Source organism: Paracoccus kondratievae (genome assembly GCF_009301415.1).
Classification (GTDB): domain Bacteria; phylum Pseudomonadota; class Alphaproteobacteria; order Rhodobacterales; family Rhodobacteraceae; genus Paracoccus; species Paracoccus kondratievae.
Window position 1 is genome coordinate 853,147 of the sequence record NZ_CP045073.1, and the last position, 24,435, is coordinate 877,581.

General features: G+C 64.6%; 17 protein-coding genes and 3 pseudogenes. 9 read left to right on the forward strand and 11 right to left on the reverse strand.

What is annotated here, in order from left to right:
- Positions 1-6: 6 nt before the first annotated feature.
- From F8A10_RS15530 to F8A10_RS15545, 4 genes are all read right to left on the reverse strand, one after another.
- On the reverse strand, positions 7-852 hold the full coding sequence (locus tag F8A10_RS15530; RefSeq protein WP_152367828.1) for a carbohydrate ABC transporter permease: 846 nt from the start codon (positions 850-852) through the stop codon (positions 7-9).
- Positions 849-1,739, reverse strand: a complete 891-nt coding sequence (locus F8A10_RS15535) for a carbohydrate ABC transporter permease (RefSeq protein ID WP_152367829.1) — start codon at positions 1,737-1,739, stop codon at positions 849-851. The genes F8A10_RS15530 and F8A10_RS15535 overlap by 4 nt, the downstream gene beginning before the upstream one ends.
- Positions 1,740-1,800: 61 nt before the next feature.
- Positions 1,801-3,159, reverse strand: a complete 1,359-nt coding sequence (locus F8A10_RS15540) for an ABC transporter substrate-binding protein (protein WP_152367830.1) — start codon at positions 3,157-3,159, stop codon at positions 1,801-1,803.
- Positions 3,160-3,200: 41 nt separating this feature from the next.
- The gene (locus tag F8A10_RS15545; protein ID WP_227493454.1) at positions 3,201-4,649 is read right to left on the reverse strand and encodes a hypothetical protein; all 1,449 of its coding nucleotides are present in this window, start codon (positions 4,647-4,649) and stop codon (positions 3,201-3,203) included.
- 181 nt (positions 4,650-4,830) lie between these two features.
- On the opposite strand from F8A10_RS15545, the gene F8A10_RS15550 reads away from it, so the two are divergent.
- Entirely contained in the window at positions 4,831-6,480 is a 1,650-nt protein-coding gene (locus F8A10_RS15550) for an SMP-30/gluconolactonase/LRE family protein (RefSeq protein ID WP_152367832.1), read from the forward strand.
- A gap of 172 nt (positions 6,481-6,652) precedes the next feature.
- Positions 6,653-8,007: pseudogene (locus F8A10_RS15555) on the forward strand (transposase).
- Between the two features lie 23 nt (positions 8,008-8,030).
- Here the strand turns inward: F8A10_RS15555 and F8A10_RS21175 are convergent.
- The 7 genes and pseudogenes from F8A10_RS21175 to iolD form a co-directional block, all read right to left on the reverse strand.
- A pseudogene (locus F8A10_RS21175) lies at positions 8,031-8,225 on the reverse strand (transposase domain-containing protein); the annotation flags it as partial.
- A pseudogene (gene iolC, locus F8A10_RS15560) lies at positions 8,220-9,326 on the reverse strand (5-dehydro-2-deoxygluconokinase); the annotation flags it as partial. The pseudogenes F8A10_RS21175 and iolC, both read right to left, overlap by 6 nt.
- A gap of 60 nt (positions 9,327-9,386) precedes the next feature.
- Positions 9,387-10,520, reverse strand: a complete 1,134-nt coding sequence (locus F8A10_RS15565; protein ID WP_152368175.1) for a Gfo/Idh/MocA family protein — start codon at positions 10,518-10,520, stop codon at positions 9,387-9,389.
- A gap of 17 nt (positions 10,521-10,537) precedes the next feature.
- Positions 10,538-11,596 (reverse strand): sugar phosphate isomerase/epimerase family protein, encoded by a 1,059-nt coding sequence (locus tag F8A10_RS15570; RefSeq protein WP_152367833.1) that lies wholly within the window; start codon positions 11,594-11,596, stop codon positions 10,538-10,540.
- A gap of 2 nt (positions 11,597-11,598) precedes the next feature.
- Positions 11,599-12,411: an SDR family oxidoreductase gene (locus tag F8A10_RS15575; protein WP_152367834.1), complete on the reverse strand. Its 813-nt coding sequence runs from the start codon at positions 12,409-12,411 to the stop codon at positions 11,599-11,601.
- Positions 12,408-13,301, reverse strand: a complete 894-nt coding sequence (iolE, locus tag F8A10_RS15580; protein WP_152367835.1) for a myo-inosose-2 dehydratase — start codon at positions 13,299-13,301, stop codon at positions 12,408-12,410. Before iolE ends, F8A10_RS15575 begins: the two co-directional genes overlap by 4 nt.
- Positions 13,302-15,173, reverse strand: coding sequence for a 3D-(3,5/4)-trihydroxycyclohexane-1,2-dione acylhydrolase (decyclizing) (iolD, locus tag F8A10_RS15585; RefSeq protein WP_010400101.1), 1,872 nt, complete (start codon positions 15,171-15,173; stop codon positions 13,302-13,304).
- Positions 15,174-15,278: 105 nt separating this feature from the next.
- Between iolD and iolG the strand changes: the two genes are divergently transcribed.
- The 7 genes from iolG (at position 15,279) to F8A10_RS15620 (ending at position 24,413) form a co-directional block, all read left to right on the forward strand.
- Entirely contained in the window at positions 15,279-16,286 is a 1,008-nt protein-coding gene (gene iolG, locus F8A10_RS15590) for an inositol 2-dehydrogenase (protein WP_085503112.1), read from the forward strand.
- Positions 16,287-16,289: 3 nt separating this feature from the next.
- Complete coding sequence (locus F8A10_RS15595) at positions 16,290-17,720, forward strand: NAD-dependent succinate-semialdehyde dehydrogenase (RefSeq protein ID WP_010400099.1); 1,431 nt, start codon at positions 16,290-16,292, stop codon at positions 17,718-17,720.
- 14 nt (positions 17,721-17,734) lie between these two features.
- The gene (locus tag F8A10_RS15600; protein ID WP_010400098.1) at positions 17,735-18,541 is read left to right on the forward strand and encodes an HpcH/HpaI aldolase family protein; all 807 of its coding nucleotides are present in this window, start codon (positions 17,735-17,737) and stop codon (positions 18,539-18,541) included.
- Entirely contained in the window at positions 18,541-19,509 is a 969-nt protein-coding gene (locus F8A10_RS15605; protein WP_010400097.1) for a hydroxyacid dehydrogenase, read from the forward strand. The genes F8A10_RS15600 and F8A10_RS15605 overlap by 1 nt, the downstream gene beginning before the upstream one ends.
- Entirely contained in the window at positions 19,502-19,714 is a 213-nt protein-coding gene (locus F8A10_RS15610) for a hypothetical protein (protein WP_010400095.1), read from the forward strand. The genes F8A10_RS15605 and F8A10_RS15610 overlap by 8 nt, the downstream gene beginning before the upstream one ends.
- A 31-nt stretch (positions 19,715-19,745) precedes the next feature.
- Positions 19,746-20,870 (forward strand): Gfo/Idh/MocA family protein, encoded by a 1,125-nt coding sequence (locus F8A10_RS15615; protein WP_010400094.1) that lies wholly within the window; start codon positions 19,746-19,748, stop codon positions 20,868-20,870.
- Positions 20,871-20,978: 108 nt separating this feature from the next.
- On the forward strand, positions 20,979-24,413 hold the full coding sequence (locus tag F8A10_RS15620) for a pyruvate carboxylase (RefSeq protein WP_152367836.1): 3,435 nt from the start codon (positions 20,979-20,981) through the stop codon (positions 24,411-24,413).
- Positions 24,414-24,435 lie beyond the last annotated feature (22 nt).

The following is a 24,435-nucleotide window of genomic DNA, read 5'->3' on the forward strand; positions in this document are numbered from 1 at the left end:
GCCGGATCAGCCCTTGACCGCGCCCTTTGTCAGCCCGGAGATCAGCAGCCGGCCGAAGATCAGGAAGGCGATGATGATCGGCACGATCGCCAGCGTCGCCGAGGCCAGCAACGGCCCCCAGTCGCGGCCGAAATACCCCATGTTCTGATAGATGGAGACCTGGATCGGCCGCAGATCCGGGTTGTCGACCAACACCGAACCGGCGACGAATTCATTCCAGGCGCCAACGAAGCAAAACAGCGCGGCCGCGCCGATCGCAGGCTTGCACAGGGGAAGCAGTATCTCGAACAGGGTGCGCAGGCGGCCCGCGCCGTCGATCGCAGCGGCTTCGTCCAGTTCGCTCGACAGACCGCCGAGCGCGCCGCGCAGCACCCAGACCGCCGTGGGAAGATTGTAGGCGATATAGACGAGCGGCAGCACGAAGACGGTGTCGTTCAGCCCGAGCTTCACCATGTAAAGATAGGTTGGCACGATCAGCGCCGCCGCACCGCTTGCCAGAGGAATCCCGGCCAGCACGAGGAACATCACCACCGAGCGGCCCACGAAGCGGATCCGGTCCAGGGCATAGGCGGCAAGACTGCCGGCGATCAGCGCGGCAAACACGGTAACCACCGCATAGATCAGGCTCGCCTGAGCCGCGGGCAGGAAGCCGCCTTCGGTGATGGTGCGGTAATGCTCGATCCCGAGCGTGGACGGGATCGGCTCCGGCGGATAGCGCATGATTTCGTCGCGCGGGCGCAGTGATCCCAGAACTCCCCACAGGATCGGGCCCAGATTGAACAGAAGCACCAGCGCCCCGATGATGATAAGCGTCAGTTTCTTGCGGATGGTTGTAGACATGATGCGCCTCACTCCTCCTGCCCGCGGACGCTGCGCACATAGAGCGCCACGAGGACGATGTTCACGACGAAGGTGATGATGGCGAGCGTGATCGCGCGCTGAAGGTCATACTGGCTGAAGGCCTTCTGGTAGATCGACAGCGCGACCGTCGTGGTGCTGTCGAGCGGACCGCCCCCGGTGACGATCAGCGGCAGTTCGACCGTGTTGAGGTCGGCGATGCCGAGAACGACCGAGCTGATCAGCAGCGGCCCCGCCAGCAGCGGCACGGTGATTTCGCGGAATCGCTGCAGGGCGCTGGCACCGTCGATCCGGGCGGCCTCGTAGTAATCCTGGGGGATCGCCTTCAGCCCGGAGAGCAGCAGGATCACGGCGAAACCGAGCTTCTTCCAGACCGCGGACATGATCAGGGCCAGCATGGCGCCCGTGCCCGTCGACATCGGGTCCATCATCGGGATCCCGATCCAACGCAGCATTTCGCGGAACAGGCCAAGGTCGCTCATGTAGAACCAGCGGAACAGAAGCGCCCCAACGACCGAGGAAATCGCCCAGGGGATGATGACCCATATCTGCAGGATCCGCGCCGACACGTCATCAAGCCCGTTGATATAGAGCGCGATCGCGAAGCCGAGCGTGACGGTGCCGATCACGCTGCCCAGCACGAAGAAGGCGGTGCTGGCGACCACTTTGCCAAAGCCGGGCTCGGACACAACCGTGGCATAGACGTCCATGCCGATGAAGGCTCCGGCATTCGCGCCGCCAAGCCGGAACAGGCTCTGATAGAAACCGGAGATCGCCGGTCCGTAAAGCAGCAGCAGCAGGAGCACGACCGTCGGGGCGACATAGAGCAGGCCGTGGCCGTTACGGCGCCAGCCCTTGATCAGATTTGCGCGTGTCATCATGGGATCTTCCGGGAAACGGGGCAGGAAGGCCGGAACAGCGTCCCGGCCCGAGGCGCGCGGATCAGTATCCGTGGCGGGCGTTGTAGGCCTGTTCGGCCTGTTCCAGAGCTTGTTTCGGATCAGTTCCGTTCATCACGACCTGCTGGATCGCGCGGTTCATATCGTCGCGATAGCCGCTGATGTCGGCACCGAAGGGAGGCACCCAGCCACTGCTGCGGATGTAGTCCCCTGCGGCGCGCATGTAGCGATGGGTTGGTTTGTCCAGGAACTGCGCAAGCTTCCGGGCCGTCGAGGCCCGGGCCGGAAGGGTTCCGCCTTCGGTGACCCACAGGGCGTCGGCTTCGGGACTGACGAGATAGGCGACGAACTGCGCCGCGGCCTCCTTGTGCTTCGAACCCTCCCAGACCGAGGTGGTCCAGTTGCTGATCGCCTGCCGTGACGGGGCCGCGCCATCGTCCGAGGGATAGGGGATGAAGGCGATGTCATCGTCGCCCGTGGCCTTTTGCAGGCTGCCGATCCGGACGCTGGCGCCGGTGATCATCGCGCAGCGTCCGGCCGAGAACTGGTCATACATCTCGTCGTTGGTCCAGTTCAGGCCCTCGCGCGGGCTGACGCCCTCCTCGATCAGCGATGTCACATGACGGATGCCCGCCAGCCCACGATCGTTCGACCAGTCCGCGCGGCCGGTCTGCCCGAAGGCCGGTCGGTCACCGTCATTGGTCAGCAGATGCGCCAGAAGAAGGCCCGGATCGATCTTGGTCATCCCCAGATCCTGGCACAGACCCCAGCGTTCGACCGAATTTCCTGAACGCTTCGTCAGCTTCTTCGCGGCCGCATCAAGGTCTGCCCAGGTGCGGATCGCTGCCGCGTCTACGCCCGCTTCGTCCAGAAATTTCTGGCGCGCGATAAGGCCGAAGATCATGTAGGACTGACCCACACCGTAGACCTTGCCCTCCACCATCGCGGACTGCACCAGCGGGTTGTCGAGATCGGCAAGGTCTTCCGCCGTGAAGGCGGAGCCGATATCCGCCAGAGCACCGCTGTTGATGACGACGCCCAGAAGATCCGAATTCACCCAGATCACGTCCGGCGCGCTGCCCGCGCCGCTCGCCGCCATGAATTTCGGCGTCATCTGATCCCATACCTGCTGCTCGGTCCGCACCCGGATGTCCGGGTGGCTTGCCTCGAAATTCGAGATCAGCTTGCCCAGAACCTTTTCCCGGACGGTCGATCCCTCGGGGTTGAGGAATGTCCACATCCGGATCGTCGTCTGTTCAGCGTGTAGCGCCATCGGCATCAGCGCAAGCGCCGCAGCGCCCAGAATACCACGCAGCCCAATTGTACGGTTCATCTCGGTCTCTCCTCCCAAAAACTCCGCGAAGTGAGCTTGATGCCCCCGGTGGGGTGGCATGCTCGCCATGCCCCGGCCTCCCTCCGGGACATGGCATTGTTTGCGCGCGGTTACGTGTAGTGAAAATAGCCCGTCGCGATGCAATCCTTGTCCGCCACGAGGCGAATCCAGTGCGCACTGAAGCCCTCGGGGAAGGAATGGGACGCATAGCCACCTGCCGCCACCTCGATCACGTCATAGGTCTTCCACGAGCCATTGCCGAGGAAGTCGATCTCGACCTTGATCGACACAGCGTGATCGCTGCTGTTGGACAGGTGCATCGACTTGTGCTCGAACCCGGTCATCAGGAACGGGTCGGAGGCTTCGCCGGCCTTGACCTTGTCCTCCCACCAGACGCCGCCCCAGCCCTTCGGCTTGCCGAACTTGGTCCAGAGGTCGTCCATCGCGCCAAACCACAGCCCGGTCTGCGGCTCGCCTGCGATCGGGTTGTTGTCCATCCGCGCGTTCAGGTCAAGCGTGCCGCCGGTGTCCTTGCCTTCGTTCTCGGTCCGGTCGGAACGCCACCAGTCCAGCTCCATGTTCGGCGAAACCTGGTTGCCGCCCATCACCAGCATGCCGCGATAGATGGTGAAGTCGGGCACCACGCGCAGGTGCGTGCTGACCGGTCGCAGGCCCCAGACGCGGCCCTCATAGGACACCGGGCTGACTTCGTAGAACATGCCGCTTGCGTCGATGATGTAGCGCTCGTGCTCCATCTCCCGGATGCGGGTCCATTCGAGCGACCAGTAATATTCATAGCCCGAGGAGGCTTTCGGCAGGCGGTAGCGGGTCCATTGCCCGTCGATCAGCGTGCGCATGATCGCGGAGCGCCTGTCCCAGCCGATCGCGAAAATCGTGCCGCTGAGATTGCGCCGGCCGAATACCTCCATGAAGCCGGTCTTTTCCAGGATCGACCACTTTCCGTCGTAGTATTCGGCCAAGACACCACCGGTCCATTCGCCTTTATGGTCGCGTTCATCATAGGTGTTGTTCCCGACAATGATGCGCCCGTTGCAGGTGAACCCGGCCTTGAAATGCGGCTGATTGCCTGGGGGCAGCTTCAGTTCCTTCAGCATATTGAACGCTGTCCGGACCTCGAGCGTGCGCAGGTCGAGTTCGAGGATCAGTCCTTCCATCGTCACATAGCTGATCTTGTTCACCACATCCTCGTGGTGGTCCATCGTCGCGGTCAGGCGATGCGGGATCAGGTCGGGCACCGTGCGGACATTGCCGTCCTTGTCCACCAGATGCGGGCCGATGACCAGCTGATCCGTAGCGGAGTGGATCCAGCGGTTGGCATAGGTGCCCACGACGCTTGCCGGATGTTTCTCCATATTCAGGTTTTCATCGACCGTGTAAAGGCCGGTGCCTGCGCCGCTGCGCCCGGTGTGGCCGACGAAGGTCACAAACCAGAGCTTGCCTGCCCAGGGCATCATCGCGCCGATACCGCATTCGCCGCGCAGCGGTGCAATTTCGGCAGTCACGCCAAGTTTGGGGTTGATCCCGCTAATGAAAGTCAACTTCGTCCTCCATCTTCCGAAGCTTGTCATCCCGACCCGTCACCGGGCGGAGCCGTTCAGGTAAGGGCGCCTCATTCCCGGGTTTTCACTCCGCCCCGACCAATTGTCCATATTATGGACTTGCAGTCCACAATATGAATACCGTAGAGTAACTTGAAGACTGTTGTCAACGGAGCTGTGCATGGAATCCGCAAAATCCGGCGTGCAAGGCGCTGGTGCCCTTTTGAAGGCATTGGATATCATTGAATTCATTTCAAAATCCCCGAATCCGGTGGGCGTTGGACCGATCGCGGCTGAATTGGGAATGCCGCGCCCGACGGTGCACCGGATCGTTTCCGCGCTGGAGGAGCGCGGATTTCTGCAGCTCGATTCCGCGAGCCGAGGGTTCCGTCTCGGGTTTCATCTGTTCGAACTGGCCCATAAAGCCTGGGCGGATGTAGATTTGCGTGCGCTGGCGCGCGATCACCTCGATCGCCTGCGCGAGATCAGCCGCGAGGCCTCGGTGCTCGGCTTGCGGTCCGGGAACCACTTCATTGTCGTCGATCGGCGCGAAAGCCTGTTCGGTATCCGCTCGGTCGTGCCGATCGGACAGATGGAGCCCTTGTTCCCGGGGGCCTTCGGCATGGCCATCCTGAGCGAACTGGACCCCGCGATGATTGCCGAAATCGACCCGGATCTGCCGCGCAGATCCGTCGGGCTGTCGGACGGCCGCGCGATTCCCTTCGGCGAGGCGATGCGCCGTGCGGCGGCGCGCGGATACACCGTCTATACCGCATCCGGCAATGACGCCGTGGCCAGCGTGGCCGCCCCCATTCTGGATTATCTGGGCCGACCGATCGCCGCGATCGGGGTGACGGGCCCGGCAAGCCGACTGTCACCAGACCATCTTCACGCGCTCGCCCCCGACATCATCGACAGCGCGCGCAAGATCACGTCAAATGCGGGAAATTCTGTGCAGTCAATTGAACCGCGTCTGCGGCCTAAGCCCCAGCCAAGCCAGCCCGAGACCCGCTGTATTCCCGCAACCACTCTACTTGGCAAGACACCTCGATGGAGCGAGCGGGACAACCTGCTTTACCTAGCGGATGTTATGGGGCCAGCGGTACTCGCTTGTGACATGGAAGCGGGGAACACATGGACAGTCACCAAGCCGGACATGGGCGTGCTGTGCGGTCTAAAATCGGATGGCGGACTACTTTTTGCCGACGGCACCGGACTTCATCTCGTGAGTCGGGAAAATTCGCAGGAGCTTGTCCAGATCCTGCCGAGAGGTCTTGTCGACAGCCGTTTTAATAACTGTGGCATAGATCCATCCGGCGGATACTGGCTGACCAGCATGAGTGTGCGCGCCCGCCCGGGGGAGGGGGCGATCCTACGTGTTTCGGACGCTGGGGTGAGCGTCGCCAAGGAGGGGCTTTCGGTCCCCAGTGGCCTTGCCTGGAACCCGGATGGCAAGACGATCTACGTCGTAGAATCGGCCCGCCGCCTGATCCTGCGCGCAGATTTCGATCCTGAAGCGCGACGGATCGGGGCGCTGGAACCCTTCGCGGAATTTGACACAAGCGAAGGGAGCCCCGACGGGATTGTCGCGGATCAGGAAGGGCGATTGTGGGTCGCACTTTGGGATGGCTGGTCTATCGCCAGACTGGATAAAGCTGGTCGCGTGGAGCGCAAGGTTACACTTCCAGTCCCGCGCCCTACAGATCTGTGTTTTGGCGGACCGACAGGGCAGACCCTGTTCATCACCACCGCCCGAATCCGCCTGTCGGCACGCATTCTCTCCGAAGCGCCTCTCTCCGGCTCAATTTTGACAATTGATCTGACAGAATAAATTGGCAGGATTTTGTGTATGCGGCGGCTGCGCCCCATTGATTTCAGGCTTGCGCCGCAGGATGCCGGACAGAGTTGGCCCGTTCGCAGCTCAGAAAAGAGTCCTTTATGGGGCTGTTGAAAAAGCCCCATGTCTCTGATTCATTTTGCTTATCGGTGGATGAGAGGCTGCGATGTTGGGTCGGAAGGAACGCGGACAACTGGAGCTTTTCATCACCGGGTTCCTGCGGGGGCTGATCCATAATGACCATGTACTGGTTAGGGTCGATCAGGTTCTTGATCTTGGTTGGCTTCACGCTGAAGTGGCCGACCTGCCGACAATGGCCGCCCCGGCATCGAGCCCGAGGTTGCCGTGCGGCTGATGCTTGCGGGTTTCCTGCTGGGGATCGTTCAAGACCGGCGGTTGATGAGGGAAGCGCAGGTCAATCTCGCGATCCGCTGGTTCACAGGCTACGCCTTGCACGAGGCACTGCCGGATCCCTCCTCACTGACGCGCATCCGTCAGCGTTGGGGTGAAGATGTCTTCCGTCAGGTCTTCACGCGTGTCGTGCAGCAGTGCCAGAAGGCCGGGATGGTTTCGGCGGAGACCGTTCACATCGATGCCAGCCTGATCCAGGCGAATGTCAGCATGGACGTATTGGTCTCGCGCCATCTGGACGCGGTGGAGACGGCTCACGACGAGGCCAATGACGTCGGGCGGGCCGCGCGCACGAGCGGCAGGTTCAAGAAGCTCTGCCGCACGGACCCGGATGCGACCATGGCGACATCCTCCAAGGCTCCGCTGCGCCCGGCCTACAAGCAGCACACGGCCGTCGACGATCTCGCAGGCGTCGTCGTCGATGTGGAGATCGTGACCGGCGAAGAACATGACACGGGCCGGTTCGACGAGCGCCTGGAAACAATCGAAGCGACCCTCGGGGTTTCCCCGGGCCGGATCACGGCGGACAGGCTCTATGGCATTGGCCGGATTTACGCCGCCCTTGAAGACCGCAGGATCGAAGCCGTTATCCCGCCGCTTCGCTCCCCTCGGAGCAAGGCGGCGCAGGGCTTTCCAACCGAGCGGTTCAAGTTCGATCCCTATCATGATGTGGTCCGGTGTCCGGCGAGGAGGCGGCTGACCCCGAGAAACGTCACAAAATCCGGGCAATGGTATCGCGCCAACCGGCATGACTGCGCGCACTGTCCTCTCAAGGCACAATGCCTGCCCCAGGGCGCACCATCTCGGAGGGTGCATATCGTGACAAACCACGCGGCCATCTTGCGCGCTCGACGCAAACGCCTGGCATGGGGAAAGGACGACCATGTGATATACACACGGCATCGCTGGCGCGTCGAACGCACCCACGGCACCGCCAAGACGCTCCACGGGCTTGCCAGAGCCATCCGCAGGGGGCTCGAGAACATGAGGATACAAGCGCTCCTGACGGCCATCGCCATCAACCTCAAGAAACTGGCAGCCGCAATGATGCTGTTGCTCTGTTCGAGCATCGAAATACGCGCAGGCCGACCAAACCCGGCGGCAGCCTGAAACAACTTTTTCAACAGCCCCCTTTATGAGCTCATCCCGGCTGGTTTCGCCGTTTGGGCATATGCCCAGTGCATCAGGGCGCCGATGTCTTTTTCCAGGTGGCCGTTGGCCAGGCGCGTGAAGAGATCGCGCAGGTAGGCATAGGGCTCGACGCCGTTCATCCTGCATGTGCCGATGAGGCTGGCAAAGCGAGCCCCGTTGCCTCCGCCCTCATCATGGGCAAAGACCCGCGTCGTGGACCAGTCGCCGGCGCCGGGGTTGTGGCGGTTGGTGGCCCAATGGATCTGTTCAAGTTCAGCATCATTGCGCAGATCGGGCCGCAACACGCCGCGTTTGAGGAAAAACTCAAGTTCGGCCAGCGAAGGATAGGCCGGGGTGCAGCCATGGCGGCTGACCGCGAAGGCACCGCAGGCATTGGCATATTCCAGTGCCCTGGGCCAGCTTTCATCATCAAGCCATCCCTTGAGCAGCCCCGAGAAGAATCCGTCGCCCGCGCCCAGCACGTTGAAGACCTCGATGGGAAAGCCAGGGCCGGTTTCGCCATCGTCCAGTTGGTCCGGAATCGCACCGGTAAAGGCAACTGCGCCCTTTGCGCCGCGTTTGCAGACCAGCGTGGCGGCGCTGACGTTTCGAACTGCAGGAAGCGCGGCAATCATATCAGTTGAGCCGCCCGCGATATGGAATTCTTCCTCGGTGCCCACGATCAGGTCAAAGAAATGCAGGGTCGATTGCGGCTTGGCCGTGACGACGGCGCTTTCGACAAAACGGCTTTCACCGTCGCCATGCCCTGCCAGCCCCCAAAGGTTCGGCCGGTAGTCGATGTCCAGCGCCGTTCTGGCGCCATGTTTGCGCGCCAGTTCCAGCGCCCTGAGCATCGCCGCCTCGGTGCGGGGATGGCTGAGATGCGTGCCGGTGGCCAGAACCGAGCGCGCCTCGGCGATGAACCGCTCGTCGATATCGTCCTCGCTCAGCGCCACGTCGGCACAATTCTCGCGATAGAAGATCAGCGGGAACTGCTCTTAGTCGCGGATGCCAAGCAACACCAGCGCGGTCAGCCGTTCCGGGTCGGTCGCGACGCCGCGGGTATCCACGCCCTCGCGCGCCAATTGTTCGCGGATGAAACGGCCCACATGTTCGTCGCCGACTCGGGTGATGACCGCCGAGCGCAGGCCCAGCCGTGCCGTGCCGCATGCGATGTTCGTCGGAGAGCCGCCGGCATATTTCGCGAACGAACCCATGTCCTCCAGCCGTCCGCCGATCTGCTGGCCATAAAGATCGACCGAGGACCGACCGATGGTAATAACGTCTAACGTCCTCATGCTCTCCCCTCCCCGGACGCATTGGCGGGATGTGCGGCCCCGCGAGGGGGCCGGGACCGGTCAGACCGCGACCGGCGTCAGCCAGGGCTGCCCCTCGGCCTCGTGGCTGTCCACGACAGCCTCGACAAAGGCCACACCTTTCAGCCCGTCATGGGCCAACGGCAGGTTCTGCCCCAGCAGGCTGGGCGCACGCCCCTCCTTGCGGGCGCGGATCGCCTCGGCGAAACCGGCATAAAGGTTGGCGAAGGCCTCCAGATAGCCCTCGGGATGGCCGGGGGGCGTGCGGATGCGCAGCTTGGCGTCCTCGGACAGATCGTCGGCGCCGCGCTTGATGATCTGCACACGGCCGTCCAGCGGCGTGAAGACCAGCTCGTTCGGCTGCTCCTGGAACCATTGCAGCGAGCCTTTTTCGCCGAACACCCGCAGCCGCACGCCGTTGGAATTGCCGATGGCGACCTGCGAAGACCAAAGCAAGCCCCGCGCCCCGCCCTGATAGCGCATCATCACATGGGCGTTGTCGTCCAATGCCCTGCCGCCCACGAAGGTCGCCAGATCGGCTGTCAGGCTTTCCAGCGTCAAGCCGGTGACGAAGCCCGCCAGGTGATAGGCATGGGTGCCGATGTCGCCGATGGAGCCGCCGCGGCCGTTCTTCTTGGGATCGGTGCGCCAGGCGGCCTGGGCATTGCCCGACTGCTCGATGGCGGTCGCCATCCATTCCAGCGGATATTCGACCTGCACCGTGCGGATCGCGCCCAACTCGCCACGGGCGACGCGGACGCGGGCCTCGTGCACCATCGGATAGCCGGAATAGGTATAGGTCACGCCGACGAAGCGGCCACTTTCCCGCGCCAGTTTTTCCAGCGCCACGGCATCCTCCAGCGTCGCGGTCAGGGGCTTTTCGCAGATCACCTCGAAGCCTGCCTCGATCAGCGCCTTGGCGATCGGGTAATGGGTGAAGTTCGGCGTGCAGATCGCCACCGCGTCCACCCGGTCCTCCCGCGCCGTCTCGCCCGCGATCAGTTCCTCATAGGTGCCATAGCTGCGGGCGGGATCGAGCCCCTGCGAGATCGCGAAGGCGCGGCCACGCTCGGGATCGACGTCGAAGGCCCCGGCCACCAACTGCCATTGCCCGTCCAGCCGCGAGGCGAGGCGATGGATATTACCGATATAGGCGCCCTGCCCGCCGCCCACCATTCCAAGACGCAACATGGTCATTCCTCCAGTCCGAGCATGGCCCGGTTGGCGCTGCGATTGGCGCCGGATTTCACGAAATCGTCGAAGGCGCGGTCCGACACCCGGATGATGTGATCCGCGATGAACTGCGCGCCTTCACGGGCGCCGTCCTCGGGGTTCTTGACGAAGCACTCCCATTCCAGCACCGCCCAGCCGTCGAAGCCATGGGTCGTCAGCTTGGTGAAGATCGCCCCGAAATCGACCTGCCCGTCGCCGGGCGAGCGGAAGCGGCCCGCGCGCCTGCTCCACGGCTGATAGCCGCCATAGGCGCCGGACTTGCCGTCTGGGCGGAACTCGGCATCCTTGACGTGAAAGGCGCGGATACGGTCGTGATAGTGGTCGATGAAGGCCAGGTAATCCAGCGCCTGCAGCACGAAATGGCTGGGATCATACATGATATTGGCGCGGGGGTGGTTCTTCACCTTCTCGAGGAAGAACTCCCAGCTATGGCCGTCATGGATATCCTCGCAGGGGTGGATCTCATAGCAGACATCCACACCATGGGCGTCGAAATCGTCGAGGATCGGCTCCCAACGCCTTGCCAATTCGTCGAAACCTTCCTCGACCAACCCCTCCGGCCATTGCGGATAGGGGTAAAGGTAGGGCCAGAGCAGCGCGCCCGAGAAGGTCACATGCCGGTCGATCCCCATCCGCTGCGAGGCCCGGGCGGCGAAACGCAACTGTTCCTCGGCCCATGCCCGGCGTCCGGCCGGGTTGCCGCGCACATGTTCAGGCGCAAAGCTGTCCATGATGACGTCATGCGCGGGATGCACCGCCACCAGCTGGCCGGTGATATGCGAGGCGAACTCGGTGATCTGGAGCCCGTTGTCGGCCAGCATCCCCTTGATCTCGTCGCAATAGGCATCACTTTCGGCGGCCTGTTTCATGTCGATCAGGCGCGTGTCCCAGGTCGGGATCTGGACGCCCTTGAAGCCCTTGTCGGCCGCCCATTTCGCCAGGCTGGGCAGCGAGTTGTAGGGCGCATCATCGGCCGCGAACTGGGCCAGGAAGACGCCCGGCCCCTTGATGGTTTGCATCGTCATGCCTCCAGTTTTGCCGCCGGGACCGGCGCGTCGTCATAGCCGCCATGGACGGACTGGTCGAAGGGGATCACCGCCCCGGTCATCATGCCGCTGTCGTCGGAGGCCATCCACAACACGGCGCGCGCGACTTCCTTCGGGTCGAGGATGCGACCAAAGGGTTTCTGCGCCGCCGCCCGATCGATAAAATCGGGATCGCCGGTTTCCGACAGCACCAGCGCGCGTTCGTGGTCCGAGTTCATCCAGCCGATATCGAGCTGGTTTACATGGATCCGGTGCCGCATCAGCGCAAAGCCGGCATGGCGGGTCAGCGTCGCCAAGGCCCCCTTGGACCCCGCATAGGGCGCGAGAAAGGGCTGGCCCACCAGCGCGGACATCGAACCGATATTGACGATGCGCCCCTCGATCCCCTCGCGGGTCATCACCTTGGCCGCGTCCTGCATCAGGAAGAACGGCGCGCGGGTGTTGACCGCGAACATGCGGTCGAACAGTTCGGGCGGAGTGTTCAGGATATTGCCGCGGTCGGTCAGGCCGGCGGCGTTGACCAGAATGTCCACGCGGCCGAAACGCTTGTCGGCGGCGGGGATGATGGCCTGCACGTCCTCGATCTTGCCCAGGTCGGCGGCGACCATCTCGACCGGAATGTCGGTCGCAGCCGTGATTTCGGTCGCGACCGCCTGCCCTTTCTCGACGCCTCGGCCGACGATCACGATGCCCGCCGCACCGGCTTCGGCAAAAAGCCGCGCGATGGCCGCGCCAAGCCCCTGCGTGCCGCCGGTGACGACGGCGATCTTTCCATCGATGCGGTTCATTTCACCACCTCATAGCCAGCCGCCGCCATCACGCGCAGCAGCTCCTTATGCCCCTTTTTCGCCATCTCCAGCGGCGGGTTCGCCACCGGGTCCTGCTCGGCCTCGACCACGAACCAGCCCTCATAGCCCTTGGCCGCCAATGCCTTGACGATGGCCTCGAAATCCAGCGAGCCATCGCCCGGCACGGTGAACGCGCCCTTGATCACCGCATCGAGGAAGCTTTCGCGCGAACGGTCCAGCCCGTCCACGACTGCACGGCGGATGTCCTTGGCATGGACATGGCTGATGCGGGCATGGTGGTTCTCGATCACCCGCATCACGTCGCCGCCGGCAAAGGCCATGTGACCCGCGTCGTAGAGCAGCGGCACCGAAGAATGCTTCATGAACAGGTCAAGTTCTTCCTCTGTCTCGACCGCTGCCGCCATGTGGTGGTGATACGAGATCGGCATCCCCTGCCCCGCGCACCAATCGGCAAAATCGCTGATCTTGCGGCCATAGGCGGCCATCTCGACCTCGGTCAGCTTCGGCTTGGTGGCCAGCGGCGCGGAACGCACGCCCTGGATGGAGCGCGCGGTCTCGCCGTAGACAATGCAGGGCGCGCCCGCAGCGATGAAGAATTCCATCTGTTGCGCGATGCGATCCTTTTCCGCCTCGATATCGCCGTCCAGCAGCAGGCCCGAGAACCAGCCGCCGCAGACCGAGACGCCGAAACGGTCGAGGATCGGCCCCAGTTCGGCCATGTCCATCGGAAAGCGACGGCCGGTCTCCATGCCGGTGAACCCGGCCTCGGAGGCCTGCCGCAGACATTCCTCCAGGCTGACGTCATCGGACAGTTCCGCCAGGTCGTCGTTCCACCACGCGATGGGCGCGATGCCAAGCTTTGCTTTCATTTACACACCCAGACGCTGCGCTTCGCGGATCTTTTCCTGCGCCGCGCGAGCGGCGCGGACGGTTTCGAAATTCGAGATCTCGGGCACGCCGACATCCCAATCCGCATCCCCCGGCACCCATTTCCAGGCATCCGAGACGATCGAGATCACCGTCACCCCGTCATGGGCCAGCGCATCCGTCATCGCGCCCTCCAGATCGGCCAGGCTTTCGGCCTTGACGGCGCGGGCGCCCATCGCCTCGGCATGTTTCACGAAATCGACATGCAGCGGGTTGTCGCGGTTCTGGATCCGGCAATCGGCGAGCAGGTTGTTGAAACCGGGCACACCCTTGGCCTGCTGAAGCCGGTTGATGACCGCGAAGCCGCCGTTGTCGCAGACCACCACGACCATCTTGTGGCCGGTCAGCGCCGCCGAATAGATGTCCGAGTTCATCATCATGTAGGTGCCGTCGCCCAGCATGACGATGGGCGTGCCGCCGGTCGCGCCCGGCCCCTCCTGCGCCATGGCGCAGCCCCAGCCCGCGGCGATCTCGTAACCCATGCAGGAAAAGCCGAACTCGCAGTCGAAGGTGTTGGGGTTCTTGACCCGCCAGCCCTTGGTCACCTCGCCCGGCGTGCCGCCCGCCGCAGCGATCAGCGTGTCGTTCGGCCCGGCGACCTTGTTCAGCACGCCGACAACCTGCGCATAGGACGGCACCAGCTCGTTGGTCGGCGCCTGATGCTCGTCCAGCAGCTTGTTCCATTCGGCGAACAATTCCTTGGCCTGCTTCATCAGCCCAGCGTCGGCCGCCCAGTCGCCAAGCGCCGCGTCCAGCTCGCCGATGGTTTCCAGCGCATCGCCGACCACGGCCAGCGAACGGTGCTTGATGGCATCGAAGCGTGCCGCGTTGACCGAGATGAACCGCGCATCCTCGGCAAAGGCCGTCCAGGAGCCGGTGGTGAAATCCTGCAGCCGGGTGCCGATGGCCAGGATCACGTCGGCCTCTTTCGCCAGCGCATTGGCCGAGGTCGAGCCGACGATGCCGATGGGTCCGGCATGGACCGGATGGTCATGGGTCAGCGCGCCCTTGCCGGCGATGGTCTCGACCACCGGGATGCCGCGCTTGGCGGCGAAATCCGCCAGGGCGTCCTCGGCCAGCGAATAGCGCACGCCGCCGCCCGAGATGATCAGCGGCTTCCTGGCCGTTTTCAGCAGTTCGGCCGCCGCCGCGACCGCATCGCGGTCGGGACGCGGGCGCGGGATCGACCAGACGCGCGGTTCGAAGAAAACCTCGGGGTAATCATAGGCCAATTCCTGCGTGTCCTGCGCCAGGCCGATGAATGCCGGGCCGCAATCGGCGGGGTCCAGCATGGTCGCTACCGCCTGCGGCAGCGACTGGATCAGCTGCTCGGGCAACGTGATGCGGTCCCAATAGCGCACGACCGATTTGAAGGCATCGTTCGCGGTGATGGTCGGGTCGCCGAAATGCTCGACCTGCTGCAGCACCGGATCGGGCAGGCGATTCGCGAAGGTGTCGCCCGCGATCAGCAGCACCGGCAGGCGGTTCGCCATGGCGACGCCCGCCGCCGTCACCATGTTCAGCGCCCCCGGCCCGATCGAGGTCGCGGCGACCATCAGCTGGCGGCGACGCTTGGCCTTGGCGAAGCCGATCGCGGCCAGTGCCATGCTCTGCTCGTTCTGGCCGCGCCAGGTCGGCAGTTGGTCCTGCACCTGCTCCAAGGCTTCGGACAGGCAGGTCACGTTGCCATGGCCGAAGATGCCGAAGACGCCCGCGAACAGCGGGACACGCGCGCCCTCGATCTCGGTGAACTGGTTGCAAAGGTAACGAACAAGGGCCTGGGCCATGGTCAGGCGCACGGTCTTGCGTGGCATCTCGCCTCCTCCTGCGGATGGTGTTTTTTCAGACGATACGGAATGATGATTGACAATGCAATAGTTCTGCAATGATTATTGCGAAACAAATTTCGGGAGGAACCCATGACAGGAATCGCCGTCCTCGGCACCGGCCGCATCGGTCGCATGCACGCCGAAAACATCGCTGCCCATCCGCGCGCCCGGCTGGCAGGCGTCTATGACATCCATGCCCCCGCAGCAGCCGAAGTCGCAGCCCAACTGGGCGTGCCGCGTTTCGATTCGGTCGAGGCGGCGCTGGCCTCGGCCGAGGTGGATGCGGTGCTGATCGCCAGCTCGACCGCCACCCATGCCGATCTGATCGAGCAGTCCGTCGCGGCGGGCAAGGCGATCCTGTGCGAAAAGCCCATCGACCTGTCGCTGGACCGGGTAAACGCTTGTGCAACGAAAATTGCCGGCACCAGCCTGCCGATCATGCTGGGCTTCGTGCGCCGCTTCGACAGTGGCCATGCCGGGGTCCGGAAGGCCATCGAATCGGGCCAGATCGGCGAGTTGCATCAGGTCACCATCACCTCGCGCGATCCCGGCATGGCGCCCGACGCCTATATCGAGGCCTCGGGCGGCATCTTCCGCGACATGACCATCCATGATTTCGACATGGCCCGCTTCATCCTGGGCGAGGAGGTGACCGAGGTCACCGCCACCGGCTCGCGCCTGGTCGACCCGTCTCTGATGCAGCGTTGCGACGACTACGACACGGTGACGGTGGTGCTGAAGACCGAATCGGGCAAGCAGGCGATCATCACCAACTCGCGCCGCGCGGTCTATGGCTATGACCAGCGCGTCGAGGCTTTCGGCAGCGCAGGCATGGCGATCTCGGAAAACCGGGCGCTGGATCATGTGCGGCTCTATGGTGCGGAATTCACCGACCGCGCCACGCCGCTGAAGAATTTCTTCATCGACCGTTATGCCGATGCCTTCGCGGCCGAGATCAGCGCCTTCGTCGATGCCATCGAGCAAGGCAAGCCGGTGCCGGTCGGGTTCGAGGACGGCCGGCAGGCACTGCTGCTGGCCGAGGCCGCGATCCTTTCCGCCGCCAAGGGCCGCACGGTCGCAACCAGGGAAATCGGATAAGCCATGTATTCGCAATTCGGACTGTTCATCGACGGAAGCTGGACCCAGGGCACCGCCAGCGGCGAGGTCATCTCTCCGGTCACCGAAAAATCGTTGGGCCAGTTGGCCCTTGCCACGGTCGAGGACACGAAGGCGGCACTGGACGCCGCAGCCCGCGCCCTGCCGAAACTGCGTGAGATGGGCGGTTTCGGCCGCGCCGACGCGCTGCACAGGGCCGCGGACGAGATGATCCGCCGCGCCGACGAGGCAGCGCGGATGATCTCGGCCGAGACCGGCAAGCCTATCGCGCAGGCGGGCCGCGAATGGGGCCTTGCCTGCGACCAGTTCCGCTGGTTCGCCGAGGAGGCGCGCCGCATCTATGGCCGCATCGTCGACAGCCGCGTCCCCGGCGGCCGTTTCGAGGTGACGCGCGAGCCGGTGGGCATCGTCGGCGCCTTCACCGCCTGGAACTTCCCCGCCGCCTTGCCCGCCCGCAAACTGGCTCCGGCGCTGGCCGCCGGCTGTCCGGTGGTGCTGCGCCCGTCCTCGCAGACGCCGGGCGTGGCGATGGTGATGGTCGACTGCCTGCGTGCGGCGGGACTGCCCGACGGCGCGGTGAACCTTGTCGTCGGCTCGACCGGCGCAACCTATGCGCCGATCATGGCGGACAGCCGGGTGCGCAAGGTCAGCCTGACCGGCTCGACCCGCGTCGGCCAGCAGATGATCCGCGATGCCGCCGATACGGTGAAGAAAGTCTCGATGGAGCTTGGCGGCAACGCGCCGCTGATCATCCATGACGATGCGGACCTGGAAGCCGCGCTGGACCTGACCGTGCCGACCAAGTTCGCCAATTGCGGGCAGGTCTGCGTGACCCCGGACCGGATCTTCGTCCATGACAGCCTGCACGACGCCTTCGTGGACGGATTCGTTTCGCGGGCGGCGCAGATCAAGCTGGGCGACGGGATGGACCCCGACACCGGCATGGGCCCGCTGATCAATGGTGGACGACTGGCGGAAATCGAGGAAATCGTCGCCGATGCCGTCCGCGCCGGGGCCAAGCTCGCGCATGGCGGCAAGCGTCCGGCGCATCTGAACAGCGGCTTCTTCTTCGAGCCGACGGTGCTGACCAATGTTACCGACGACATGAGGGTCTTTGCCGGGGAGAACTTCGGTCCGATCGCCGCCATCACCCGCTTCTCGACCGAGGACGAGGCGCTGGCGCGCGCCAATGCGTCCGACATGGGGCTTTCTGCCTATGCCTTCACCCGCTCGCCCGACCGGGCGCGGCGCATGTCGGCGGGGCTGAAGGCCGGCATGGTCGGCATCAACAGCTTCGCGCTGGCCGCATCCGAGGCGCCCTTCGGCGGCACCAACCATTCCGGCATGGGCCGCGAGGGCGGCATCGAGGGGATCGAGGATTATCTCGACACCAAGCTCGCGCAGATCGTGTTCTGAGGGGAGGAAACGCGATGTTCACCAACAAGCTCAAACAGCAATGGGCCGAGGGGCGCGCCGCAATCAACGGCTGGCTGTCCATCGGCAATCCGCTGACCGCCGAGATCATGGCAGCGCAAGGCTATGACAGCATCACCATCGACGCCCAGCACGGCGCGCTGGACTACAGCGCCGTGCTGCCCATGCTGCAGGCGATGCGGGCGTCCGGCGTGACGCCGATGGTCCGCGTGCCCTGGCGCGAACCGGGCGCGATCATGAAGGCGCTGGACGCCGGCGCGCAAGGCATCATCTGCCCGATGGTGAACTCGGCCGAGGAGGCGGCGGAATTCGTCAGCTACATGCGCTATCCGCCGCATGGCCAGCGCAGCTTCGGCCCGACCCGCGCCACCTTCGCCTATGGCGGCTATGGCGTGGCGGCGAACGATCAGGTGCTGGCGCTGGCGATGGTCGAGACCCAGCAGGGCATGGACAACCTGGACGCCATCGCGGCGACGCCCGGCCTCGACGGCATCTATGTCGGCCCGGCAGATCTGACGCTGGGCACGCAGGAAGGCCGCCTGCCCCCCGCCTTCGACCGCGAAGAGCCCGAGATGATCGCGCTGCTTCAACGGATCAAGGACGCCTGCAAGGCGAACGGCATCCGTGCCTGCCTGCATTGCGGCACGCCGGAATATGCCGCCAGGGCCATCGGCTGGGGGTTCGACCTGACCACGGTCGGCGGCGACACCCGCCTGCTGGCCGGTGCGGCCGCCGCCTCGGTCGCGACCTGGCGCGACCTGACCGGCTCCGCCCCCGCCTCTGCCACGAAAGGAGCCTATTGATGCCGCATCTCCTTGTTGCCGGAAAGCTGCATCCCGCGGGAGAGGCGCTGCTGCGCGAACTGCCCGCACGCGGCATCACCGTGGATTACGTGACCGAAGTTTCGGAACCTTCCTACGCGCCGTTGATCCACAAGGCCGACGCGCTGGTGATCCGCACCCAGCCGCTTTCGGCCGCGACCGTGGCCCTGGCCAAGCGGCTCAGGGTCGTCTCGCGTCACGGGGTCGGCTATGACGCGGTGGATCTTGCCGCACTCAACGACCGCGGCATCGCGCTGACCATCGTCGGGGACGTGAACTCGGTCTCGGTGGCCGAACATGCGATGATGCAGCTTCTGGCGGCCGCCAAGCGCGTGCTGCTGGCCGACCGCGCGGTGCGTGACCCCGGCCAATGGGGCTGGCGCAACCGGCTGGAACAGCGGGAAATCTCGGGCAAGAACCTGCTGATCATCGGCTATGGCCGCACCGGGCAGCGCCTTGCCCGCATGGCCGCCGGCTTCGAGATGACGGTCCGCGCCCATGACCCCTATCTTGCCCGCAAGGGCTGGCCCGAAGGTCCAGTCGCGGAGGCTGCCGATCTGGATGAGGGGCTGGCTTGGGCCGATTGCATCTCGATCCACGTGCCCAGGGCCGACAAGCCGGTGCTGGGGGCAAGGGAGATCGCCCTGATGAAGCCCGGCGTCGTCCTTGCGAATACGGCGCGCGGTGGCGTGGTGGACGAGGCGGCGCTGGCCGAAGCGCTGGCCTCGGGCCAGGTCGGTTCTGCCGGGATCGATGTCTTCGACGAAGAGCCGCCCGGCAGCTCGCCCTTGTTCGAACAGCCGACCGCGGTGCTGTCGCCCCATATCGCCGGGCTGACCGCCGAATGCGGCGAACGCATGGCCATCGCATCCATCCGGAACGCGCTCGACTATCTGGACGGCACGGTTGATCCCGGTCTCATCGTCAATCCGACTTTCGCCCATGCTTGAGAACCTGCGCCGCCGGCTCGCGGAACTCGGCGACAGCGTCGGACAGGCGACGGATCTGCGTTACGGCAGTGCCGCATTCATATCGGACCTGCCGCAGCGCCTGGAGCAGGATCCTCCAGCACCGTCGCGCAATGGCCCACCACCGCACAGCCGTGCCGAAACCCTGTCAATCGGTCGTCTCGTCCGCCATCTGGATGGCGGCTGAGTGCAACGTCACTTCAAACCGGATACTGCCCATGTCTGACAAACCCGTCCTGCGTATCGGCCTGATCGGCACCGGCTTCATGGGCAAGGCCCATGTCTTCGGTTTCGCCAGCGCGCAGAAGGTCTTCGACCTGCCTTACCAGCTGGAACTGCATACGGTCGCCGACGTCACCGAGGACGCCGCCGCCCGTGCCGCCGCCGATTTCGGCTTTGCCCATGCCACCGCCGACTGGCGCAGCATGGTCGCGGACCCCCAGATCGACGTGATCGACATCACCGCCCCGAATGCGCTGCACAAGGAGATGGCCCTGGCCGCCATTTCCGCCGGCAAGCATGTCTATTGCGAAAAACCGCTGGCACCGCTGGCCTCGGACGCGCGCCAGATGGCGGATGCGGCGGCGGCCAAGGGCGTCAAGACCCAGGTCGGCTTCAACTATCTCTGCAACCCGATGCTGCGGCTTGCGCGCGAGATGATCGCAGCGGGCGAGCTGGGCGAGATCCGCGGCTATCGCGGCCTGCATGCCGAGGATTATATGGCCGATGCCGACGGCCCCTGGACCTTCCGCCACGATCCGGCGGGTGGCGGCGCGCTGGCCGATATCGGCAGCCATGCGCTGGCCACGGCGGAATTCCTGCTCGGCCCGATCGCCGAGGTGATGGGCGATTGCATCACGATGATTGGCCAGCGCCCCGACGGCCAGGGCAACATGCGTGCCGTGACAGTGGACGATGTCGGCCGCGCCTTCCTGCGCTTCGCGAATGGCGCGCAAGGCTCCATCGAGGGCAACTGGATCGCCACCGGCCGCAAGATGCAGCATGATTTCGAGGTCTACGGCACCAAGGGCGCGCTGGCCTTCAGCCAGGAGCGCTTCAACGAGCTGCATTTCTATTCGACCGCCGACGCGCCCGGCCGGCGCGGCTTCCGCCGCATCGAGGCCAGCCCCGACCACCCGCCCTATGGCCGCTTCTGCGTCGCCCCCGGCCATCAGATCGGCTTCAACGACCTGAAGGCCATCGAGATCGAGGGCTATCTGCGCGCCATTGCCGGCGAGATCCCCGAGCCTTTCGGCTTCGCGGCCGGTCTGCGTATCCAGCGGCTGGTCGAGACGATCCAGCGCTCCTCCGCCGCGCGGCAGTGGATGGCCGTCACGGCCTGAGAATCCGCTGCCGCCTCCCTCCCGCGGCATCGGCTGGGGCGCTCCTCGCCCCTTCCCCCCGGGGTGCCCAGCTGCGCGCCGGGCACCCACCTTTCGAAAGGGCTCTGCATGTTCCGGAAGATTCTTGTAGCGAACCGAGGTGAGATTGCGATCCGCGTGATGCGGGCGGCAAACGAGCTTGGGAAGAAGACGGTCGCAGTCTATGCCGAGGAGGACAAGCTGAGCCTGCACCGCTTCAAGGCGGACGAGGCTTACCGCATCGGCGGCGGCCTGGGGCCGGTGGCGGCCTATCTGTCGATCCCCGAGATCATCCGCGTCGCGAAGGAATCCGGCGCCGATGCCATCCATCCGGGCTATGGGCTTCTGTCCGAGAACCCCGATTTCGTCGATGCCTGCAAGGCGGCGGGGATCACCTTCATCGGGCCGAGCGCCGACACCATGCGGGCGCTCGGCGACAAGGCCTCGGCGCGGCGCGTCGCCATCGGCGCCGGCGTGCCGGTCATTCCGGCCACCGAGGTCTTGGGCGAGGACATGGAGGCGATCAAGACTGAGGCCGCGACCATCGGCTATCCCTTGATGCTGAAAGCCAGTTGGGGCGGCGGCGGGCGCGGCATGCGGCCGATCATGGGCCCCGAGGAGCTGCCCGAGAAGGTGCGCGAGGGCCGGCGCGAGGCCGAGGCCGCCTTCGGCAATGGCGAGGGCTACCTGGAAAAGATGATCCTGCGCGCCCGGCATGTCGAGGTGCAACTGCTGGGCGACGGCCATGGCGGGCTCTATCACCTCTACGAACGCGACTGTACCGTGCAGCGCCGCAACCAGAAGGTCGTCGAGCGCGCGCCCGCCCCCTATCTGACCCCCGGGCAACGCGCCGAGGTCTGCGAGCTGGCGCTGAAAATCGGCCGCGCTGTCGGCTATCAGAACGCCGGCACCGTAGAATTCCTGATGGATATGGATACGGGCCACTTCTACTTCATCGAAGTGAACCCGCGCGTGCAGGTCGAGCATACCGTGACCGAAGAGGTCACCGGCATCGACATCGTGCAGTCCCAGATCCTGATTGCCGAGGGGGCGACCCTGGCCGAGGCAACCGGTGTGACCCGGCAGGAGGACGTGCATCTGAACGGTCACGCCCTGCAATGCCGGGTGACGACCGAGGACCCGCTGAACAACTTCATCCCCGACTATGGCCGCATCACTGCCTATCGCAGCGCCACCGGCAACGGCATCCGGCTGGACGGCGGCACCGCCTATTCCGGGGGGGTCATCACCCGCTATTACGACTCGCTGCTGGTCAAGGTGACGGCCCATGCCCAGACCCCTGAAAAAGCGATCTCGCGGATGGACCGGGCGCTGCGCGAATTCCGCGTCCGCGGCGTGGCGACGAATATCGAATTCGTCATCAACCTGCTGAAACATCCGGTCTTTCTGGACAACAGCTACACGACCAAATTCATCGACACGACGCCGGATCTGTTCGCTTTCCGCAAACGCCGCGACCGTGCGACAAAGCTCCTGGTCTATATCGCCGACATCTCGGTCAACGGTCACCCCGAGACCGCGGGCCGTCCTCTGCCCCCGGCCGAGGTGCGCGTCCCGGTCGTCCCGGCCCTCAAGGCCGACCCCGCCCCCGGCACGCGCCAGTTGCTTGAGGAAAAGGGCGCCAAGGCCGTCGCCGACTGGATGCTTGAACAAAAGCGGCTGCTGATCACCGACACTTCGATGCGCGACGGGCATCAGTCGCTGCTGGCCACGCGGATGCGCTCGATCGACATGATCCGGGTGGCCCCGGCCTATGCCGCGAACCTGCCCGGCCTGTTCAGCGTCGAATGCTGGGGCGGCGCGACCTTTGACGTGGCCTATCGTTTCTTGCAGGAATGCCCCTGGCAGCGGCTGCGCGATATTCGCGCCCGCATGCCCAACCTGATGACGCAGATGCTGCTGCGGGCCAGCAATGGGGTCGGCTACACCAATTACCCCGACAATGTGGTGCAAAGCTTTGTGCGGCAGGCGGCCAGGACCGGCGTCGATGTATTCCGGGTCTTTGACAGCCTGAACTGGGTCGAAAACATGCGTGTCGCCATGGATGCGGTGATCGAATCGGGCAAGATCTGCGAAGGCACGATCTGCTATACCGGCGATCTGCTGGACCCGGCGCGGTCGAAATACGATCTGAAATACTATCTCAGCATGGCGCGCGAACTGCGCGATGCCGGGGCGCATGTCCTGGGCCTTAAGGATATGGCGGGGCTTTTGAAGCCAGCTTCGGCCAGCATCCTTGTCCGCGCCCTGAAGGAAGAGATCGGCTTGCCGGTGCATTTCCACACCCATGACACCGGTGGCATTGCCGGTGCCTCGATCCTTGCTGCGGCTGAGGCAGGCGTGGATGCGGTCGATTGCGCCATGGACGCACTGTCGGGCAATACTTCGCAGCCCTGCCTTGGCTCAATCGTCGAGGCCCTGCGCCATACCGGGCGCGACACCGGGCTGGACATCGACGCGATCCGCCGCATCTCGAACTACTGGGAGGCAGTGCGCGAACATTACACCGCCTTTGAAAGCGGGCTGCAGGCCCCGGCCTCTGAGGTCTGGCTGCATGAGATGCCCGGAGGCCAGTTCACCAACCTCAAGGCGCAGGCACGCTCGCTTGGCCTTGAGGATCGCTGGCACGAGGTCGCACAGGCCTATGCCGAGGTGAACCGGATGTTCGGCGATATCGTCAAGGTCACGCCCTCGTCCAAGGTGGTGGGCGACATGGCGCTGATGATGGTGGCGCAGGGGCTGACCCGCGAACAGGTCGAGGACCCGAACGTCGAGGTGGCCTTCCCCGATTCGGTCGTCGACATGATGCGCGGCAACCTTGGCCAACCCCCGGGCGGCTGGCCTGCGGCGCTGCAGAAAAAGGTTCTGAAGGGCGAGGCCCCGCTGACCGCCCGCCCGGGCGCGGCGATGCCGCCCGTGGATCTGGAGGCGACGCGCGCCGATCTGAGCCGTCAGCTAGAGGGCAAGCATGTCGATGATGAGGACCTGAACGGTTACCTGATGTATCCCAAGGTCTTTCTCGACTACATGGGCCGTCACCGGCAATACGGCCCGGTGCGGGCCCTGCCGACGCGGACCTTCTTCTATGGGATGGAACCCGGCGAAGAGATCGAGGCCGAGATCGATCCCGGCAAGACGCTGGAAATCCGCCTGCAAGCCATTGGCGAGACTGACGAACAGGGCGAAGTCAAAGTCTTTTTCGAACTGAACGGCCAGCCCCGGGTAATCCGGGTGCCGAACCGTCTGGTCAAATCGCAGACCACCTCGCGACCCAAGGCCGACCCCGCGAACGAGGGCCATCTCGGCGCCCCGATGCCCGGCGTCGTCGCCTCGGTCGCGGTCGCCCAGGGGCAAAAGGTCAATCCCGGAGACCTGCTGCTGACCATCGAGGCCATGAAGATGGAAACCGCCATCCACGCCGACCGCGCCGGAGTGGTGAAAGCCCTTCACGTCCGGCCAGGCGAACAGATCGACGCAAAAGATCTCATGATCGAGATCGAATAGGAAGAAAGAGGGCTTGGCACCC

Coding starts and splice junctions, on each gene's coding strand:
- F8A10_RS15535 (WP_152367829.1), bottom strand. CDS start 1,739: ATGATGACACGCGCAAATCTGATCAAGGGCTGGCGCCGTAACGGCCAC.
- F8A10_RS15540 (WP_152367830.1), bottom strand. CDS start 3,159: ATGGCGAGCATGCCACCCCACCGGGGGCATCAAGCTCACTTCGCGGAG.
- F8A10_RS15550 (WP_152367832.1), top strand. CDS start 4,831: ATGGAATCCGCAAAATCCGGCGTGCAAGGCGCTGGTGCCCTTTTGAAG.
- F8A10_RS15565 (WP_152368175.1), bottom strand. CDS start 10,520: ATGGTGGGCGGCGGGCAGGGCGCCTATATCGGTAATATCCATCGCCTC.
- F8A10_RS15570 (WP_152367833.1), bottom strand. CDS start 11,596: ATGCAAACCATCAAGGGGCCGGGCGTCTTCCTGGCCCAGTTCGCGGCC.
- F8A10_RS15575 (WP_152367834.1), bottom strand. CDS start 12,411: ATGAACCGCATCGATGGAAAGATCGCCGTCGTCACCGGCGGCACGCAG.
- iolE (WP_152367835.1), bottom strand. CDS start 13,301: ATGAAAGCAAAGCTTGGCATCGCGCCCATCGCGTGGTGGAACGACGAC.
- iolD (WP_010400101.1), bottom strand. CDS start 15,173: ATGCCACGCAAGACCGTGCGCCTGACCATGGCCCAGGCCCTTGTTCGT.
- iolG (WP_085503112.1), top strand. CDS start 15,279: ATGACAGGAATCGCCGTCCTCGGCACCGGCCGCATCGGTCGCATGCAC.
- F8A10_RS15595 (WP_010400099.1), top strand. CDS start 16,290: ATGTATTCGCAATTCGGACTGTTCATCGACGGAAGCTGGACCCAGGGC.
- F8A10_RS15600 (WP_010400098.1), top strand. CDS start 17,735: ATGTTCACCAACAAGCTCAAACAGCAATGGGCCGAGGGGCGCGCCGCA.
- F8A10_RS15605 (WP_010400097.1), top strand. CDS start 18,541: ATGCCGCATCTCCTTGTTGCCGGAAAGCTGCATCCCGCGGGAGAGGCG.
- F8A10_RS15610 (WP_010400095.1), top strand. CDS start 19,502: ATGCTTGAGAACCTGCGCCGCCGGCTCGCGGAACTCGGCGACAGCGTC.
- F8A10_RS15615 (WP_010400094.1), top strand. CDS start 19,746: ATGTCTGACAAACCCGTCCTGCGTATCGGCCTGATCGGCACCGGCTTC.
- F8A10_RS15620 (WP_152367836.1), top strand. CDS start 20,979: ATGTTCCGGAAGATTCTTGTAGCGAACCGAGGTGAGATTGCGATCCGC.